The organism is Gimesia sp. (genome assembly GCF_040219335.1).
GTDB lineage: Bacteria > Planctomycetota > Planctomycetia > Planctomycetales > Planctomycetaceae > Gimesia.
This window is the reverse complement of record NZ_JAVJSQ010000029.1, coordinates 307360-326287: the sequence shown is the minus strand read 5'-3', so window position 1 is coordinate 326287 and position 18928 is coordinate 307360. Positions and strand designations below refer to the sequence as shown.

The following is an 18928-nucleotide window of genomic DNA, read 5'->3' as shown; positions in this document are numbered from 1 at the left end:
TCATAAAGCTGACGTAAGGACCCTTCTGTTATGTTGCGGAACAACGTTGTATTGGCCGTCTTCAAGCGAAACGTACAGAGCTACTTCTCTGGAGTGCTCGGCTATCTGTTTATTGTCGTGTTCGTGGTCGCCGGTGCCTTCGCTGCCTTCAACCAGCAGTTCTTCGCCAACAACCAGGCGAACCTGGATCAGTTGAGCCTGTGGTACCCCCTGCTGCTGCTGTTCATCATCCCGGCAATTACGATGGGTGTCTGGGCCGATGAGAAAAAACTGGGCACGGACGAACTGCTGTTTACCCTACCCGCTTCGGACCTGGAAGTCCTGCTGGGCAAATTCCTGGCGGTACTGGCGGTTTACACGATCGCCCTGCTGTTCTCGGTCACGCATATTTTTGTGCTCTCCAGCATCGGCAACCCGGATATGGGGCTGATGTTCACGACTTATTTTGGATACTGGCTGGCGGGTGCGTCCCTGCTCTCTGCGGGCATGTTCGCTTCCGCGCTGACGAGCAGCACCACGGTCGCGTTTGTGCTGGGAACCGTGATCTGCGCGATCCCGGTCTTCATCGGACAGGTGGTTCCTTCCAGTAATCTGATTCAGAGCCTGAGCCTGGTCGAACAGTTCCAGGATTTCAACACGGGTGTTCTGCCGCTGGCCTCGGTGCTGTACTTCATCTCGCTGGCGATCATGATGCTGTACCTGAACCGGGTGCTCATCACCCGCCGACACTGGAGTTCCCAGGAGCAGAATTCAATGGGTCTGCAGTACCTGGTGCGAACCGTTTCGCTGGCAGTGATTCTGATCAGCGTGAATGCGATTGTCTCCTACGGCAGTAGCCGCATCGATATGACGAGCGAAAGAGTTTACAGTCTGTCACAGACGACGAAAGACCTGATCTCCAAGATCGACGATAAAAACCCCGTTACGATTGAAGCCTTCATCAGCCCGGAAGTCTCGCGGGAATACGTGCCGATCCGCAAACGACTGATCGGTCTGCTGCGGGAATATGACCAGCTGGGCGGCAAACGCCTGCAGGTGCGATTCGTTGACGTTGAGCCGTTCAGCAAGGAAGAAGAGGAAGCCCGCCTGCTGGACATCTCTCCCCAACGGGTTCAGACCGAACGGGGTGGACGGGCTTACGTGGAAACCATCTTCATGGGTGCCGTCGTGAAGAGCGCAACCGATGAAGTGGTGATTCCGTTCTTCAACGTCGGGACACCTATCGAATACGAGCTGACCCGTTCCATCCGCACAGTCTCCAAAGATGATCGTCTGACGGTCGGCATTCTGAATACGGATGCCAGCATTTTTGGTGGTCTGGATATGAGCATGGGCGGCAACCAGCCTCCGTGGCTGATTGTGAGTGAACTCAAGAAACAGTACCGGGTCGAGCAGGTCTCACCCGATTCGCCGATCAGCGACACCGATTACGATGTTCTGCTGGCGGTACTCCCCTCATCATTGACCGAACCCCAGCTCAAAAATCTGGTGGACTACGTCAAGAAAGGGAAACCGACGTTGATCTGTGATGACCCGCTGCCCGTCTTCGGTGGAGGACGCGGCATTCAGATGGCGCCTCGCATGCCCAAACCGAGTCCGGGAGGCATGATGGGAATGCGTCAACCGCCGCCAACTCCTAAGGCTTATGAAGGCCGATTGACGCCCCTGATGAACCTGCTGGAGATCGCCTGGGATAACGGGGAAGTGGTATTTGATTACTTCAATCCGCATCCTGAGTTTGCCGAAGTCGTGCGTCCTGAGCTGATCTTCATCAGCCCCAAGAGTGGAACGAAAAGCGCCTTCAGCCTGGACAGTAACATCACCAGTGGTCTGCAGGAAATGCTGACCTTCTTCCCGGGCAGTATCCGTCCGCGGAAAGACCGGGATCTGAATTTCGAACCGCTGCTGCGTACCGGTCCCAACTCCGGTCTGCTGGCCTGGGGTGAGATCACCAGCCCGTTCTTCAATTCGGTCCGCATCGTGCAGGATCCGGTCCGCGTGATCGACGAACACGCCCACGTCCTGGCGGCCCACATCACTTCGACTCCGAAATCAAAAGTGAAAGACCTGAATGTGATCTTCGTCGCAGATGCCGACCTGATTTCCGATGAGCTGTTTAACATCCGCGAGCGTCAGGCTTTCGGTCTGAAGATCGACAACGTGACCTTCCTGTTGAACTGTGTCGACCAACTGGCCGGGGACGATTCCTATATCTCGCTCCGCAAACGGCGTCAGAAGCATCGCACGCTGACACTGGTCGAACGCGAAACTTCGGTCTTCATCAAAGAGCGAAACGCGGAACGGGAAAAGGCCAACGAGGTCGCTGAAGCCAAACTGGAGGAAGCCCGTGACCGTCTCAAAGAACAACGGGAAAGGATCGAAAAAGATCCTTCCATGGACAGCCGGGAAAAACAGATCCGTTTACGAATGGCTGAAGAAAACGAAAGTCGTCGGCTGGAAGTCGATGAAGCCAAGATCGAACGGGAAAAACAGCAACAGGTCGAAAAGATCAAAGCTCAGACCGAGCGACAGATTCGGGAAATTGAAAATCGGATTCGCTGGTATGCAATTCTGGTGCCCCCCTTCCCGGCGATCCTGTTGGGAATCTGTTTCCTGTTCTTCCGCTTGAAGCACGAGAACCAGAATATTGCTCCGGACCGGAGACTGAAATAAACGCAGCCCCCGCGGCCAGTTTCAATCCATCTTAAACCACTTGTTTTAAGTAAAACGTTTGCCATGAATGAAACGACAAGAACATTGACCTTTGTGGGAATCGCCGTGGTTGCCTTAATTGCGGCGTTCGTAACCGATCGCGCCTCGCAACCGGTCGAGCTGACGGGTTATGAAAAGGTAGGCGAAGAATTCTATCCGGACTTCACGGATCCGACCCAGGCGCGAGCGCTGCGGGTGGTGAGCTACGATGAAGATTCCGCCACGCTGAAAGTCTTCAACGTGGACTATAAAAACGGTGCCTGGCGGATTCCGTCGCACCACGACTACCCGGCTGACGCCGAAGACGAACTGGCGGAAACCGCCACTTCCCTGGTAGGAGTAGTTCGCGGTGCCCTGGAAAGTCGGCGAAAAAGCGACCATGAACGTTTTGGCGTCATCGATCCACTGGACGAATCGAACACCAACCTGCAGGGCCGCGGTCAGCGTCTGACACTGTCCAAAGAGGGTGGTGCGCCGCTGGTCGACTTTATTATCGGTAAACAGGTGCCGGAACAACCCAATGAATATTATGTGCGGAAAGTCGACGAAGATTCGGTCTACCGGACTAAGCTCAACGTGGATCTCTCCTCTGATTTCTCGGACTGGATCGAACCGGATCTGCTGAAGGTCGACCGGGATCGACTGGTGGAAATCATCGTAAATAAATACTCGATCGATGAAACCAATCGGCGCCTGGTGGACGAGGAACTTTCGACGCTGAAACGCAAGAACTCCAGCTCTCCCTGGGAACTGGAAGGCCTGAATACCGAGACCGAGAAACTGAACACCGCGGATGTCAACCAGATGATCAACACTCTGGTCGACCTCAAGATTCAGGGAATCCGTCCCAAGCCGGCCGCCATCGCTGCGGAGCTCAAGAAGTCGGGACAGTTGCAGCTGAAAAATGCACTCGATTTTGTCGACCTGCAGAGCAAAGGTTTCATCGTGGCCCAGACAGCTTCGGGCGGTCAGCAGCTGGTATCCAACGAAGGGGAAGTGATCGTAGTCACCAACCAGGGTGTGGTCTACTCGCTCTATTTTGGTGAAATCTTCACTGGCAGCACGCTGGATATCGAAGTCGGTAACGGCAGCAAAGAGAAGAGTGAGAAAGCCCCAGCGCAAGATGCAGAAAAAGCGGATTCGAAAGAGAAGAAAGCTGGCGATAAAGCAGAGGAAGCGGTAGAGAAACCAGGCAAATCGGAAGAAAATGATGCCATGAAGACCAGCCGCTACCTGTTCGTGACGGTGACTTTCGACCCGTCCTTTATCGGCGATCCGCCACAGAAGCCGACCAAACCGGAAAAGCCGGCTGAGACGAAAGAAAAAGCGGACGGCGATAAACCCGCCGATGCGAAAGCGACTGACAAGAAGGATGAGAAAGCCGGCGAGAAGAAACCGGATCCGGAAGTGGAATATGCAGCCGCGATGAAGAAGTATGAGTCGGCTCTCAAAACCTACGAGAAACAGCTGAAGGAGTACGACGAGAAGGTCATCAAGGGCCAGGAACGCGTGCAGGAGCTGAATCAGCGGTTTGCAGACTGGTACTACGTAATTTCCGCCAACAGCTTCGAGAAGCTGCGGATGTCGCGGAAAGCCCTGGTCGAGCCGGCTGACAAACCCGAAGAGGGTGCCGCTAAACCGGGAGCGGGTAATCCCGCTCTGGGAATTCCGGGCCTGAACCTCCCCGGTATGAAGGCCCCGGCTCAACCGGGTGGGAAGCCTGCAGTGCCGAAACCGGCTCCGTCCGCGAAACCGGCTCCGGCGAAATCCGACAGCAAGAGTAAACCGGCGCCCGCCAAAACAGAGGCGAAACCCAAGCCCGCTGCGGAAAAAGCCTCCCCGAAGCAGCCGGAATCTGAGAAAAAGTCTACAGATTCCAAGCCTCCCGAGAAGGCAGCTGGTTCTGAGTAATCGGCGGGACAACAGTCCATTCAGCCAAGCCTGGGGCGGTCGGTAATCGTGCCGAACCCGCTTCAGGATTGGCTTTTTTTCGTGGCAGAGCCCAATTCTGTTCCGGTTAGGTAAACTTTACGGGCCATGTGCCCGACAAACCGGTAATTCCGATCGAATCATTCATAGAAGTTCCTCATCTGATACCGATAAAGCACAGTGAACGATTTATAACGATTTTGTAAGTTGCTCACATAAAACGGGTCTATCAGTTATCAGTCACATAAGTATAGATACCGAATCAGGTTACCTTACTTATGAAGGAGTCTATGAAATGAAACGACTTCCCCAGAAGCTCCAGTGGGCCGTTGTTGGCTTTTCACTTGTCGTCGTGGTTGGCATCTGTATCGAGCTCTTGAAATCCGATTCAAAAGCCTCGAACGCGGAATCAGTCGCGGAGGAGATCAAGTGGCACCAGGACCTGGAAACGGCTCACCAGGCCGCAATGAAGAGTAACAAGCCGGTATTCATCGTATTTGATGCCAGCTGGTGTACTTACTGCCGGAAACTGGAGAAAGATACCCTCTCCGATCCACGGATGGCCCGCTACCTGAATCAGGCATTCGAGCCTGTACACCTCGATTTCGACAAAGACCGGGAAATCGCCGATACTCTGAAGGTGAAATCGATCCCCTGTACAGTCGTCCTGAGTGCAGAAGCAGACCTGCTGGCGCGTCAGGTGGGATATTCCAAAGTTCCCCGCTATCATGCGATGCTGGAAAAAGCCCGCAAATTGCAGGCTGTGATCCGCCACATCGAGTACTCAAAATAAGTCTGAATTCTGCTGATATCACTGATTCGCACATGGCGCAAATCTTGTAAAAGCAATAAAGAACGTGTATTTTGCGCTGTATGAATAAAAGCAAAGAGCCTTTTGGCAAGAATCCGTCGGGTGAAGGTGACTCCTGGGAGTCCCTCGCAGGTGATCTGTTTGGAATTGATTTTGACCAGCAGGTCAAACCCGAGCCCGTCGATTTCGATGAAGATGATCTGCCCGAAGACGACGAGGCAGACGTTGAGGCTACCTCTGAGGAACCGGAAACCCCGGCCCCTGCAGAGCCGTCGGCTGCTGCCGTCTCCCGTGTTCAGGATGAGACGGATGAAGATGACGACGACGATAGTGGATTCGGTTCCGCCATCTTCGAAGATGACGATGACGATGAGCCCGAAGTACTCGGCTCTGATGAAGATGACGAGGAAGACGACGACGACGATGTCTTCGCTGAAGCCGACGACGAAGATGAGGACGACGACGAAGATGAATTAATCGCGTCCTTCGATGACGATGAAGAGGACGAGGAAGACGAAATCGAAGAAGATTTCGAACCCGCCGCTCAAGTCGCAGCCGAGTCTTCCGTTGACGATGACGACGAAGAAGACACCTACTGGGATGCTCTGGACGGCTGGGACTGGGACGAAGACGATTCCAAGTCAGCGAAGAGACCCGCCGCCTCTGATGATGAGGAGGAGGAGGATGACGAAGACGACGAGGACGATGTCTTCGCTGAAGCCGATGATGAAGACGAAGAGGATGAAGAAGTAGTTGCTGAAGCTGAAGAAGAAGTCCAGGAAAAGCCCGCCCGCTCCCGTCGTTCGCGTAGTCGCAAAAAGAAAACTGCTGAAAATCCCCCTGCCACCGCACGGACAGACGAACGTCTGGACGACGACGATTCCTTCGGCTTCGGTCTGATTTCAGAAGAAGTTTCCTTCGAAGTTGAAGAAGACGACGAAGAGGATCTGGAGGACGAAGCCGTCGCCGAAGAAGAAGAGACGGCTGTTGCAGAAGAAGACTCCGAGGAAGAAGAAGCGGAAGAACCGAAGAAGCCCCGTCGTCGTCGACGCCGAAGACGTTCACGTTCGCGTAAGAAAGAAGAAACTTCTGAAACCGCTGAGGATGAGGAAGAGACGGAAGACGAAGTTGAGGAACTGGAAGTTGACGATGAAGCCTCTGATGAAGAGGACGAAGAGGAGACCGAACAGAAGCCGAAACGCTCGCGCCGCTCTCGTCGTCGCAAAAAGCCTGCTGCTGCAGAGTCTGACTCTGACGATGAAACAGACAGCTCCGAAGCACCGCGTCCCCGCAAGAACGAGATTGAAAACAAATACCCCAACGTACCGAGTTGGGAGGAAGCCATCTCTTATCTGCTGGACCCCAAGCTGGTAAACGGTAAGTCTTCCAGCCAGGACAAAGCCAAAGAGGCCAAAGAGGGAGACAGCAAAAAGTCGGATCCGGAAGCAACTGACGATCAGAGCCGCCGACGTCCGAAACGGTCTTCGCGTCGTTCGTCGGGAAAACGGGGTGGCGGAAACCGGAAATCGTCTCCGAAAAAATCCTAGTCGCCTGACGGGACGAGATCTTACCCACAGATCGGAATAAGCGCGCATGGATACGGTTGCTGAAATCCCGGAACTGCGACAGCAAGTACGGGCAGCCCGCCAGGGAGATGCCGTCATCGGTTTTGTGCCAACCATGGGTGCCCTGCATCAGGGACATGCCAGCCTCGTGGAAGCCGCACGAAAAGAGTGCGATTTCGTCGTGGTATCGATCTTCGTGAATCCGACACAGTTCGGCCCGAATGAAGATTTCGACAAGTACCCGCGGACGCTGGCTGCAGACCTGGAGAAATGCCAGGCTGCGGGGGCGGACCTGGTCTGGACGCCGACCAAAGACATGATGTATCCGTCCCACTTCTCAACGCATGTGGATGTGGAGACACTGACGGAGACACTGGAGGGCGCAACCCGGCCGCATCACTTCCGCGGCGTCACGACCGTGGTCACCAAACTCCTGCTCAGCTGTCTGCCCGACAAAGCTTATTTCGGGGCGAAAGATTATCAGCAGCAGGCCATCGTACGGCGGATGTGTCTCGATCTGAATCTTCCGGTGGAAATCATCACGTGCCCTATCATCCGAGACACAGACGGTCTGGCGCTGAGCAGTCGCAATGCTTATCTCTCAGCGGAGGAAAGGGCATCGGCTTTGTCTCTCTCTCGAGCGCTGGCGCTGGCCGAGGAACAAATCGCCTCGGGTGAGACGGATCTCGAGTGCATCAAAACAGAGATGCGGGAGCTGCTGTCGGGAACGCCGTTGATCAAACTCGATTATGCGACGATTGCTGATCCAGACACTCTGGAAGAGCTCTCAAACTCTCAAAGCCGAATGGTCGCGTTGATCGCCGCCTGGTCCGGTTCCACACGATTGATCGATAATCGTGAGCTGACGGCTGATTCGCAGGCTTGAATTATGTCGCTCTCACGAATTGACATTGACGTAAGATACTGAAAAGTAAGAAGATACCATCTCAGCGTTGATCGATTTTGTGTAAAACTGCGGTTTTCTGTGAACCGCGGGAACTTCATTAAGCCTGGTTTCGTCTCTCTATTACTGTGACCAACAATGATCAATACCTGATTCAAGAGTGTTTGGCAGGTCGTACTGAGGCGTTTGATCAGCTGGTTCTAAAATATCAGGACCGTCTGTATCGAACGCTGGTGCGGATTCTGGGCTCCAGCGACGATGCGCGCGACGCAGCCCAGGAAGGCTTTACCCAGGCATTTTTCAAGTTGAACACATTCCGGGGAACAGCCGCCTTTTACTCCTGGCTGTTCCGCATCGCTTTTAATGCAGCGATCACCCAGAAACGAAAACAGAAACGATCCGCCACCCCCATTGATCCGCAGGAAAACCAGTCAGGTCAATGGCTGGAAGATCCTCACCCCGACCAACACCCTCCCGACGTGGCAGAACGCACCGAGCGTAAACAGATTGTCCACCAGGCGTTGAATGAATTACAGGAAGAATACCGGACCCCGCTGATTCTGCGGGAGCTGGAAGGTTTGTCTTACGGAGAAATCGCTGAGCTCACTGACGTTCCGCTGGGAACGGTCCGCAGCCGCATTTTTAGAGGAAGGAATGAACTGAAACAGAAACTGAACGCGTTGTTCCAGGAGGCACCCCTGGCCCGTGTTTCCGAGTCTGACCACGAGTCATCTATAAGTGAATCAAAATGAGTAGTCCATCATCTAACGAAAACCTGTCCGCCTACTTCGACCGGGAGTCCTCTGCTGAGGAAAGCCGGGAGTTGGAGTCGCTGCTGGAAGAGTCAGCGGCAGCGCGACAGGAACTGCACGAGTTCGGTGAGATCTCCCGGCTGATCCAGGAGACAGCGACGGAGTCCGCGCCGCCCGAACTGGCGCCCTCGATCCGCAAACGGATCGAACAGGAAACCCTGTTGAACTCCACTCCAGCACCACCCGAAACGGCTCCGGCCTCGTCGGGTCCTTCAATGCTGCGTTACCGGATTGCGGTCGCCATCAGTACCTGTTCTTCTCTGGCAGCCTTGGTCTTATTTGTTTTACTGCTGAATATTCCAGAGCCGAACGCAGGTACCAACTGGCAGATGACCTCTACCGATCAACAGGCAACACTGCTGAGTCAGGCTGAACCCGCACCCGAATCAGAGGTCGCGCTGCAGGAAGGTGAGCAGGTAGACGCGTTTCATAACAGTTTCAGTTACCAGGGTAAACCGGTCGCAGACCTGAAAATGAAAACGGCTACAGCTCCCTCTGAAAACGCGCCTTCTGTCTCCCTGCGGATGTCAGCCCCTGCCGCTGCAAAAAGCGAGCCGGCAAAAGGACAACCCGGGTTGGGCGGTACCGATCTGGCCCGCAAAGAGAAGGCAGACTTTGCGATTAAAAACACGTTTGCAGAGCAGAAAGCCATGCAACGCATGGCGGAAGTCCAAGCCCAGAATCGTCTCACGTTTCCGGCAATTCCTCCGATGACAGGCCTGCCCTCACATATTCCCATGGATGCGATCCGCATTGGCGACGTCTTGCCTTACTTCCAGGATATCAATGGCAAGGTTGCGGTGATCGAAGTGCGGGTGGTCGATGTGAAACAGGCACTGGGCACCATGGAACTGCTGTTGAGCAAGAATAACATTCCGGTCAATCAGAAAAAGCAATCTGAAGTGGAACGTCAGCTGAACCGCCTGAATTCCCAGAACGGTAACAGCGCCGGTGAAAAGAAGACGGAACCGGCTCAAGAGGATGAACTGTTCGCGGTCTTCGTGGAAGCCTCCGATACCCAGGTGGCCTCGGCGCTGAATGATTTGCAGAAAGATCTGAATCAGAGTCAGTTGCTGGGCCTGTCCCTGCAGCCGGCCATCGATGAATCCTCACTGACGGAAAGCGTCAAAGACCTGCCACGTCTGCTGGCGGATAACACAGCAGCCGAAGCTGACACTCCCTTCCAGGCGGGGGGCAATCAAAAGCAGGATAGCAAAGCCAGCGACGATACTTCTGCTAACGATGGTCTGGCACGTTCGAACGAAAACACAGGTTACCAGACCCGCTATCGGATGCAGGTGCCTGCCGAACAGCTCACGCGACGCGCTAGAGAGTACAAACGCGCGACGCCACTCCCGACACTGAGTCAGGCCAGGTCTGCTTCACCCGAGGCGCCCCTGGTTGCCTCCAAGCCGAACCAGGGTCTGCTGCCGTACGCTGCTGATCAGAAACTGACAACGAACCAGCGATCCGCAGGCGGGGATAAGCCCCCGGTCAGAGTGCTGTTTGTGTTTAAGAACAGTCAGAGCCAGACACCAGTTGTGCCTCCCGCTCCCCCGGCGTCCCGCTGAGGGGAACACCGGGAGGGAGGTGATTTAGCTCCAGGACCGTCTGATGGGGCGACCGTCTTATTTGGCCTTGGGAGGTCCGACGTGTCCCCTGGTCTTGGTCTGAATGCGAACCAGGTAAGTATCTGCGGTGAGGTAAAGGACTGAACCGTCATTACCCCAGGCACAGTTGGCTGTCCGTTCGCCGGTGCTGATACGTCCCAGCAAATCACCTTCGGGACTGAAGATATAACAGCCCCCTGGTCCAGTGGCGAAGACGTTCCCTTTGAAGTCGGTCTTCAGACCATCGGGCAGTCCGGGCAGCTTGCCGACATTTTCGGTGACATCACCGAAGACCTTGCTCTGCCCCAGTGTCCCATCCTTATTGACGGGGAATGCTTTCCAGAGGGCGGCTTCAGGATCGGACTGAGCGACGTACAGTGTTTTTTCATCCGGTGAGAAGGCGATGCCGTTGGGGCGGGTCATTTCTTTCGTGAGCAGAGTCAGGGATCCGTCAGTCGCCAGGCGGTAGACGCCACAGAAGTCGAGTTCGCGACGGGGATCGTTATAACGATCGGGCAGACCGTACGGGGGATCGGTGAAGTAGAAATCCCCGTTGGATTTGAATGTGCCATCGTTGGGGCTGTTGAGGCGTTTGCCCATGTAGTTGTCGACCATCGTCCGCTTGCCCCCCTGTTTAGTGAGGACAGAAATCCGTCGATCGCCATGCTCACAGGAGACCAGCCGTCCCTGGGGATCCAGGATCAGACCATTGCAGCCAGGCTCGCCTCCGTAGGGAGCGACTCCAGTGTAACCCGAAGGTTTCATGAACAGAGACGCACCAGTTCCCTCTTTCCATTTCATGACCGAGTTGCGGGGAATATCGGAAAAGAGCAGATAACCGTCTTTCGCATCTCCAACCCAGACAGGACCTTCGGACCAATCGAAGCCGGAGGAGAGAACCTCAATCTTCGCATCCTTGTCTATCAGTTGATCGAGACTTGGATCGATGCGAATGACTTCGCCCAGTGTGGGGTAATTGGTCGAGTCCTGCGCGTGCCCTTGGGAGGGGGCGAGGCAGAGGAGACTTGAGACCAGTAGCAGACAGGAGAGTGGAATGGTTTTCATGCGCTTTTTTCCCTGTTTTGTAAGTCTATGAGATCAAGTGAATTCATCGGGGAATATTGAAGTATCAATTCTACAGATTGTGTGCAGGAGATGCACGTATCGAGGAAATATTCTTGAATCAGGGGCTTGGAATACTTGCATCCCGAAAGGTGCTTCGATAACGTAGGCTCTGAACCGATTCGGGTCCCTGAAGACTTTTCAGCAGCCTGAAAACCGATTAAAATCAGTCTGAACAAGACACATATGGTGGGTATAGCTCAGTTGGTTAGAGCGCCGGATTGTGATTCCGGAGGTCGCGGGTTCGAACCCCGTTACTCACCCTTTTTTCTCTCTTGAGGCCCCTTCAGCGACGTGATCAGACAGTCGCGGCTCCGCCTCTTCTGTTCCCTGCAAATGGAACAGGTCTCCCGTGATGTTGCGATCACAGCCAGCGTCTCGATTCAGATCTTGAGAGGCAGCTCTTTCCGCAGCGTAGAGGGGGAGACATTCCCTTCGGCAGGCAACGGAATATTTCCGGGCTTACCTGCACCATAGTAAGCGGCGAGTGCCACCAGTGGCGCCCAGGCGAGCATTACCAGAGGCAGTCCCCAGGCAGGCCAGAACAGGGCCATTGTTGCCAGCGGTAAGAGCCAGCAGACATTCAGAGCCAGAGCAATGAGAGTGACTCTGCGATGTGCGGCTTTGCGGGTCAGGTTTTTCCCTTCCGGTTCAACCAGGTAACGGGAAACACGTTGATAGGCATGGCTCTGATGTGCCTGATACCAGCGATCTCCCCGCAGCATGCGTCGCAGCAATGTAAACGTGGCATCCACCCAGAAGACGCCAGGCAGGATGAGCCAGACCCAGAGGTTCAACGCACCGGAATACACGGTGGTTGCCGCCAGCATTCCCAGCGTATACCCCAGAAAGGTACTGCCGACATCGCCCATAAAGATTTTCGCGGGAGCCCAGTTGACCAGTATGAAGCCCGCCAGGCTGGCAGTCAGGATCACCATCGGAAGCAGAACCTGCGACGATGCGCCCCCCTGTTGATAATACATCAGGCCGCCGGCGGTGGTCAGAATGCAAGTCGCTTCCATCCCCGCCAGTCCGTCGATGCCGTCCATGAAATTAAACAGGTTCAGCCACCAGACCAGAGCCAGGGCTGTGATCCCCCAGCAGATGACATCAGACTGCAGCCGGATTCCCCAGAGTTCAATCGCGGGAGCCGGCAGGAGTGTATAAACGGAGGCAGCGATAATCAGAATCTGCGCTCCGAGGCGTTTTTTAATCGAAAGCTGATACAGGTCGTCACAAAATCCAATCGCCGCAATCAGCGCACCGCCGCAGAGCAGTACGGTCAACAGCGATCCGGAGCTGACTTCATTCCAGAGGCAGACCGTGGTTGCCAACAGGCTGATCACAACAAAGGAGAGACCGCCGCCGCGGGGCGTCGGTTGAATGTGGGAACAGCGATTGGTGGGCTTCTGCACCAGCCCGAGACTGGGGGCCAGCCGGATGATCAGCAGCGCACCGACCAGAGTCGCTACGGTGACGCCGATAAGCATCACAGTTGATGTGATTAGACTGTCAAACACCATTACTTCACGCTAGCCCTTATCTGGCCCTGAATGAATTGCGCTTCCAATTCAGGTCAGACTGTTGATCACTTTTCCGTGGAAGTCTGGATTCCTCAGACAGGATCCAAACTTCGCCGCTTCCAGGTTGCCTCCCCCCTGAAATTCACACAGCGGCGAACCGCTGAATTCCTTAAGAGAGGGGTGCAAGTCGCGGCGAAGTATACTACTAAGCGAAAAATGGGTCAATCCGTTATGAATCCCCTGTTTTCAGCTGGAAAACCTGTTTTTTGACGGTCATTGATATGAAAAAAGTCCTTTGTCCAACAAACCTGACCTGAACAGATAAAACCTTACCTGAAGAGACTGAATACTGCCATTTTGCGAAGAACTCTCATCAGAATCGGAGCGGTGATTGATTTTGGGGGAGCTGAGAATTATCGTCAAACTGTAATGAAACAACGTCTGCGTTACTTTTCCTGGATCATCGGTGTCCTGGGAGTGCTGGGAGTTCTGCTCCAGTCACTCCAGGTACAGATCGAGCATACCCACTCCGGCGGAGAGAGTGCGCACCAGCACTCCCACTCTTCCGGGCACAGTCATTCGCATGGACACAGTCATACCCACGGCCACGGTCATTCACATTCCCACGGGCATGGTCACGCTCACAGCCATTCGCATGCAGGTCACAGCCATGGGCACGACCATGCACGAGGGCATGGACATTCTAATCACGATCAGGAAGAGCCTGCCACTAAGATAGCCCAGTCGCCTCATAAGCATATGCATATCAGGTTGCTCTGGTGGGAATTCACAGTTCAACTGCCTGCATCCCCCTCTGAGCCATCAGCCACTGAAGTCGCGGTCGCCCGCGCAACTTCGGAGACCAGCGTCCAGGAAACAGACAGTCTGCCCGATGGCCTGCGATTCTCGGCGATCCCCTGGGAGCGGCTGATTTCGGAACTGGTTTCATCCTGGATGTGCGTTACGCCTCCCGAGCGTGGCCGCGTGCCTTTGCGCGCAGACTGTTTTGCGAATCTCAACTCAGCGGAAGCCTGTTATCAACGACTCTGCGACACGCCCCCCGTCCCTCCACCACAACGTTTACTTTCTGCTTCATTCTCGTAATTCCCCAGTCGCGATCATTGTCGATCTGCCTCAGGGAACGTGCGTGTGCTGCGCCTGTCGTGAGGGGAGATCACTTTCCCCCACTTTGACAGGTTCGGTTTGCGCACCTTGTTCCAGAATGTCTTTCGTGCACTGCCGGTCCGCGCAGAAACTGTCGGTACCGCTGCGCACATTCTTTCAGAAAGTAAAACGATGAAAGTCCAAACGCATCGCCCCAGAGGGTTCACACTGATTGAACTCCTGGTGGTCATTGCCATTATTGCGATTCTGATCGCCCTGCTCCTGCCTGCCGTTCAGCAGGCGCGGGAAGCAGCGCGCAGAACGTCCTGTAAAAATAACCTGAAGCAGTTGGGCCTGGGGCTGCATAACTACCATGACACGCATGGCTGTTATCCGCCCGGCTATATTTACCGACCTGGCGCTTCCGGAAATCAACTGGGATTCGGCTGGGTGGCGATGATCCTGCCGATGATCGATCAGGCCAACTTGTATAACGAGTTTAACTTCAACCTGCCAATCTTCGACGCCGCCAACCTGACGGCGCGGGAAAAACAGATCCCGGGGCTGCTCTGTCCTTCAGACTCCGTTTCCGAGAACAATTTCGTGGAGATGGGAAGCTCCGCGGAGCGTTACGCGATGGGCTGCTATGTCGCCAACTTCGGTCCACCGGACCTTGATGCGACCCAGGAGAAACGAGCGGGAATGTTCAGCCGCAACAGTTCCACCCGCGCACGGGACATCATTGATGGCATGTCGAATACGCTCTGCGTGGGAGAACGCCAGAACGGTGCCTTCCGCAATGGGGCGTCGCACGGGAACCATTTCGAGTACGAAACGACCTGGGCTGGTGCCGTGCGTGATATCTCTGATCCAACGGACGACCATGGTCACATGGTGCTCTTCCAGTCGGGGCATGTGCCCAATTCACCGCAGAGTGATGACCGGGATGTCTCGGCACCGCACATCGGCTTCGCCCAGTTCCTGCTGGGTGACGGTTCCGTGCGGCTCATTGGTTCCAGCATCGACTTCGGTGTTTATACAGGACTGAGTACGATCTCAGGAGGCGAAGTGATCGGCGAGTATTAGATCGCGCTGATAGCTTGAACGAAAGTTGCCTGCTCACAGCTTAGGTTGTGAGCAGGCTTTTTTGTTGATTTGAAATGAGAATGAACTCAATACTGCGGGCAACCACGCAGGGTTGCCCCTACCTGAAAATTGGTTGGTAAGTCTAATGAAGCTCGCTCGATTTCCTGCGACCTCCTGCTCGCTGCGCTCGGCCCGAATTGCATTCGGGCCCACCCGGTTTTGGGAGTGTTATTCTCGTTCCTGCGGAAGAGTGGTTCTGAATCGTGTATCGCCAGGCGGGCGGACACATGGATCCGCCCCTACAGCTCGACATTTATTTGTCAGCCGTTTTTTCGAAGACGAGGATATGCTGGCGGGGAAGGAGGCCGATGGTCTCTTTCCACTTGAGATTCAGTTCGGGACGGGAGACCTCTTTTTTGGCCTGGGCTTCGGACATTTTGTGAACGAGCTTAATGGGGACGGTTGGATCTTCCTTGCGGTATTCGACCAGTACGACGCGGCCTTTAGGTTTGAGTGCCTTGGAGATCTCGAGCATCATCTCATAAGGAAACTCGAACTCATGGTAGACGTCGACCATGATTGCCAGGTCGATGGACTCCGGTTTGAGACCGGGTGATTTCTGTGTTCCCAGGACAGGCACCACGTTATCGACGCCCATTTTGTCCAGTTTTTTCTTGAGCAGGTCGAGCATCTCCTGCTGCACATCGACGGCGTAGATCTTTCCTCCCGGAGTGACATGTTCGGCGAGAATCACCGAGATCACGCCGCTGCCCGCTCCGATGTCGGCAATGTCCATACCGGGTTGCAGTTTGAGTGCTTTGGGGAGCAACGACAGGCGTTCTTCCCGTTCGCGGGTGGTGCGTTCCAGCCAGGGGGCGCCCTGGTAACCCATCACGCGGGCGATTTCACGTCCCAGGTAGAATTTGCCAATGCCGTTGGGATCGTGTTCGTCGAGACGATAAGAATAGCGGTCGTCCTGCGTGTCGGGCTTCTGTTTCGTGGCAGCAGGCTCGGCGGCAGATGCGGAGTTGGCCAGACCGACGAAAACCAGGAGAGCCAGTGTGTAGCACCGGAAGCAGAACGTATCGGATCGGAAAAGCTTCGACGTGGGTTTCATCAGATCTCCTTAAACCGTGTTAACGGAAAATCAGAAGACCGCTTCTCCTGTTTCCGGATTTCGTTCATGTCGCTGCATGATGGCCGCCCATTCTTCCGGGGACACTTCCTCTGCCTCGTCCACGAGCATCACCGGGATTCCGTCGCGAATGGGATACTTGAGTCGCGTCGCCGGATCGACGGAGACCAGAAAATCACCGTCGCAGACCAGCCTGGCTTTGGTTTTGGGGCAGGCAATGATGTCCTGTAAACGTTGTGGATCAAAGGCCATTGATAATTACTCTTGAACGACTGTCTCTGAATTGTAACAGAAGGGGGCGGAGATCAACAGTTTTCTCTGAAATCCGCCCCGCTTCAATCTTCTAAGTGCGACTCTGATTAGAAGCCACGCAGTTCCTGAATGTCTTTGAAACCGCGGAGTTCATAGTCGATGCCAACATAATCGAGAACGGAGCAAAGTGCCCGGACTGCGACGCCGATTCCATCGGGACCACTGAATCCGCCGAACTGTCCGCCACCCTTGAGGTGTGGTTCGACTTCCAGGAAGACGCCGGGCACGCCCAGTTTTTTCATCTTCTTGTCCATCTTGGGGAGCATGTCGCGGAGTTCCCGCAGGATGAATTCATGACCGGCATCACCCACGTTGGCGGGAACGAAGTTTTTCAGACGCTCTTCGTCAACGACACCCGTCCATTCCAGATCGGGATCGACGGCGTAATCTTTGATGTGCAGCCAGCCCATGGATTTGCTCATGTCGTGGAACTCGCTCAGACACTGCATCGCGTCTTTGTTCTGAGCGGCGATGTTTCCGCCATCATAAATGGTGACCATGTTGGGCCGTTTGACTTTGCGGGCCAGTTCGGCCAGCAGCGGTCCGGTTTCGCCGATCAGGTTGGGCTCGATTTCGAGACCGTACACGAGACCTTCCTTGGCACACAGATCGACGATTTCTCCGATCTGATCAACGGCCTGGTTCATGTAAGGCTTGGGATCTTCACCCTTAGGCGGGTAGAAGGAGAAACCACGGATCAGCTTGGTGCCGAGGGTGGTCGCAGCGTTGATTGTGTTGGCGACTTCTTTCTTAAGGTATTCCTTGAAGGGCACGAAGACGTTGTGTGAACCATCTTCTTTGTCGACCAGTTTGATCTTACCAACGCGGGCACCGATGCTGGTGACGTTCATGCCGTATTCATCGTGCAGTTTGAGCAACTGCTTGTATTCCGATTTATTCAGATCGACGACATGTTTGACGTTCCCATCCCCGTTCACATCGATAAAGCGGGGGCTGTAGTATTTCAATCCCAGCGCGGAGAGTGCCACCATCTGTTCAACAGCGGTTTTATGATTGGCGGCTTCATCAGCAAAGGCACTTAAAATGACACTTGGATTATCGGACATGACGGAGATCAACCTTTTTTGTTTCTAAATCTAAAGCGGATAAACGTGGAGCAATCAGCACTCATATCGGGATGGAGACTATTCCACTTTGAAAGTAACCGGCCAGTGCTGCAGAAATTTCGCGTGATTTGCCGGTGAAACAGGACCGCGAAAACAGACCAGTTCCCGGCCATTTTGACAGGTTGGAGCCAAGTTTCAAGAGCTACGCGAAGTTCCCCCCTGCTTTTTCAGAGGCTCGTTAAGAATTCCCTCGCGAACCGTAATCAGACAATCAAACGATCAGGTCGCATGCGGGAGGCATTACGTAAATGCATGGTCATCGCGGCGGATGCCGTCTCGGCATCCTGTTGTTTCAGTGAATCGAGGAGCACCAGGTGATCGTAGAGCCCCCGCGTCATGATTTCGGGCGTCTCCCCGGCGGCGGAGTAGGATACCCGTTTATAGCTCCAGCATTTATGAATGGCTTCACAGATTGGCAGATTGCCACAATGGTCGGCGATGCTCAGATGCAGTGCGTAGTCGAAGTTACGGGAAGCGGCCCCCCATTTCTGGACCTGTTCCACAGATTGATCGCCGTCTTCGTACTCCTGCTGACAGGCTTTGACTCCGGCAGCCAGTTCCTGCAGACGCTGAATTTCTGCAGCGCTGATCCGTCCGGCAGCCATCCCGGCAGCAGATGGCTCGAGCAACAGGCGGAGCTCGTGAATTTCCACGAGCCAGTTCTCGGCCCCTTCCCGGACGACGGCCCGGTGATTTTTCTGCTGGATCACGATCCCGTCGGCCTGCAGGCGTGCCAGGGCCTGAACGACCGGTGTCCGGCTGACGCCAATCTCGCGAGCGAGTTGTGTGCTCTTCAGTTCTGTTCCGCCGGGCAGTTCACAGCGAATGATCCGCAGCAGCAGTTTCTGGTAGACCTCATCGACCAGGGAGAGATTCTCGACTTCCTGAAGTGAGTGCAATTCCGTGGATTCGGTCAGCAAACTTGTCTCTTTATTCACAGGGATCTCAGTTTCTCAAGAAATACCGGGGCTGGACTCTGCTACCGGGGCGGGAAAAGCTCGAAATCTTTTCCTCTGCCGCGCATCTGCGGGCTTGACAAAACGGTCAACCCGCCATAAAGTGAATTCACTTTCAAGCTATCCGAGGGGGTTCACCAAGCATCATACTCCCGATTATAGCAGGAAATTGCGAATTTACACCTTCGAAAACCATATATTTTGAATTCACTTAGGGATT

General features: G+C 54.6%; 15 protein-coding genes and 1 tRNA gene. 10 read left to right on the top strand and 6 right to left on the bottom strand.

What is annotated here, in order from left to right; genetic code table 11:
* Positions 1–30 precede the first annotated feature (30 nt).
* The 7 genes from RID21_RS23220 to RID21_RS23190 all read left to right on the top strand — a co-directional run bounded on the left by RID21_RS23220 (position 31) and on the right by RID21_RS23190 (position 10304).
* Positions 31–2673: a Gldg family protein gene (locus RID21_RS23220; RefSeq protein WP_350193043.1), complete on the top strand. Its 2643-nt coding sequence runs from the start codon at positions 31–33 to the stop codon at positions 2671–2673.
* A gap of 63 nt (positions 2674–2736) precedes the next feature.
* Complete coding sequence (locus RID21_RS23215) at positions 2737–4623, top strand: DUF4340 domain-containing protein (protein WP_350193041.1); 1887 nt, start codon at positions 2737–2739, stop codon at positions 4621–4623.
* Between the two features lie 313 nt (positions 4624–4936).
* On the top strand, positions 4937–5434 hold the full coding sequence (locus RID21_RS23210; RefSeq protein WP_145181148.1) for a thioredoxin family protein: 498 nt from the start codon (positions 4937–4939) through the stop codon (positions 5432–5434).
* An 80-nt stretch (positions 5435–5514) separates the two neighbouring features.
* Positions 5515–6999, top strand: coding sequence for a hypothetical protein (locus RID21_RS23205; RefSeq protein WP_350193039.1), 1485 nt, complete (start codon positions 5515–5517; stop codon positions 6997–6999).
* 46 nt (positions 7000–7045) lie between these two features.
* The gene (panC, locus tag RID21_RS23200; protein ID WP_350193037.1) at positions 7046–7903 is read left to right on the top strand and encodes a pantoate--beta-alanine ligase; all 858 of its coding nucleotides are present in this window, start codon (positions 7046–7048) and stop codon (positions 7901–7903) included.
* 182 nt (positions 7904–8085) lie between these two features.
* Complete coding sequence (locus RID21_RS23195; RefSeq protein ID WP_228030590.1) at positions 8086–8673, top strand: sigma-70 family RNA polymerase sigma factor; 588 nt, start codon at positions 8086–8088, stop codon at positions 8671–8673.
* Entirely contained in the window at positions 8670–10304 is a 1635-nt protein-coding gene (locus tag RID21_RS23190) for an anti-sigma factor family protein (RefSeq protein ID WP_350193036.1), read from the top strand. Before RID21_RS23195 ends, RID21_RS23190 begins: the two co-directional genes overlap by 4 nt.
* 57 nt (positions 10305–10361) lie before the next feature.
* Here RID21_RS23190 and RID21_RS23185 read toward each other — a convergent pair whose 3' ends face one another.
* The gene (locus RID21_RS23185; RefSeq protein ID WP_350193034.1) at positions 10362–11408 is read right to left on the bottom strand and encodes an SMP-30/gluconolactonase/LRE family protein; all 1047 of its coding nucleotides are present in this window, start codon (positions 11406–11408) and stop codon (positions 10362–10364) included.
* 246 nt (positions 11409–11654) lie between these two features.
* Here RID21_RS23185 and RID21_RS23180 point away from each other — a divergent pair.
* Positions 11655–11728, top strand: a tRNA-His gene (locus RID21_RS23180).
* 120 nt (positions 11729–11848) lie between these two features.
* Here RID21_RS23180 and RID21_RS23175 read toward each other — a convergent pair.
* A complete protein-coding gene (locus RID21_RS23175) occupies positions 11849–12985 on the bottom strand; it encodes an MraY family glycosyltransferase (protein ID WP_350193032.1) in 1137 nt (378 codons plus the stop codon).
* A 432-nt stretch (positions 12986–13417) separates the two neighbouring features.
* On the opposite strand from RID21_RS23175, the gene RID21_RS23170 reads away from it, so the two are divergent.
* Both RID21_RS23170 and RID21_RS23165 read left to right on the top strand, forming a co-directional pair.
* Positions 13418–14092 carry a hypothetical protein gene (locus RID21_RS23170; protein WP_350193030.1) on the top strand — a complete coding sequence of 225 codons (675 nt, stop codon included), beginning with the start codon at positions 13418–13420 and terminating at the stop codon, positions 14090–14092.
* A 192-nt stretch (positions 14093–14284) separates the two neighbouring features.
* Complete coding sequence (locus RID21_RS23165) at positions 14285–15178, top strand: DUF1559 domain-containing protein (RefSeq protein ID WP_350193028.1); 894 nt, start codon at positions 14285–14287, stop codon at positions 15176–15178.
* Between the two features lie 313 nt (positions 15179–15491).
* On the opposite strand, the gene RID21_RS23160 is transcribed toward RID21_RS23165, so the two are convergent.
* The 4 genes from RID21_RS23160 to RID21_RS23145 all read right to left on the bottom strand — a co-directional run bounded on the left by RID21_RS23160 (position 15492) and on the right by RID21_RS23145 (position 18672).
* Positions 15492–16295, bottom strand: coding sequence for a class I SAM-dependent methyltransferase (locus tag RID21_RS23160; protein WP_350193026.1), 804 nt, complete (start codon positions 16293–16295; stop codon positions 15492–15494).
* A 30-nt stretch (positions 16296–16325) separates the two neighbouring features.
* Positions 16326–16565: a Trm112 family protein gene (locus RID21_RS23155; RefSeq protein WP_155363892.1), complete on the bottom strand. Its 240-nt coding sequence runs from the start codon at positions 16563–16565 to the stop codon at positions 16326–16328.
* 107 nt (positions 16566–16672) lie between these two features.
* Complete coding sequence (locus RID21_RS23150) at positions 16673–17692, bottom strand: sugar phosphate isomerase/epimerase family protein (protein ID WP_145037177.1); 1020 nt, start codon at positions 17690–17692, stop codon at positions 16673–16675.
* 263 nt (positions 17693–17955) lie between these two features.
* Complete coding sequence (locus tag RID21_RS23145; RefSeq protein WP_350193024.1) at positions 17956–18672, bottom strand: GntR family transcriptional regulator; 717 nt, start codon at positions 18670–18672, stop codon at positions 17956–17958.
* Between the last annotated feature and the right edge of the window lie 256 nt (positions 18673–18928).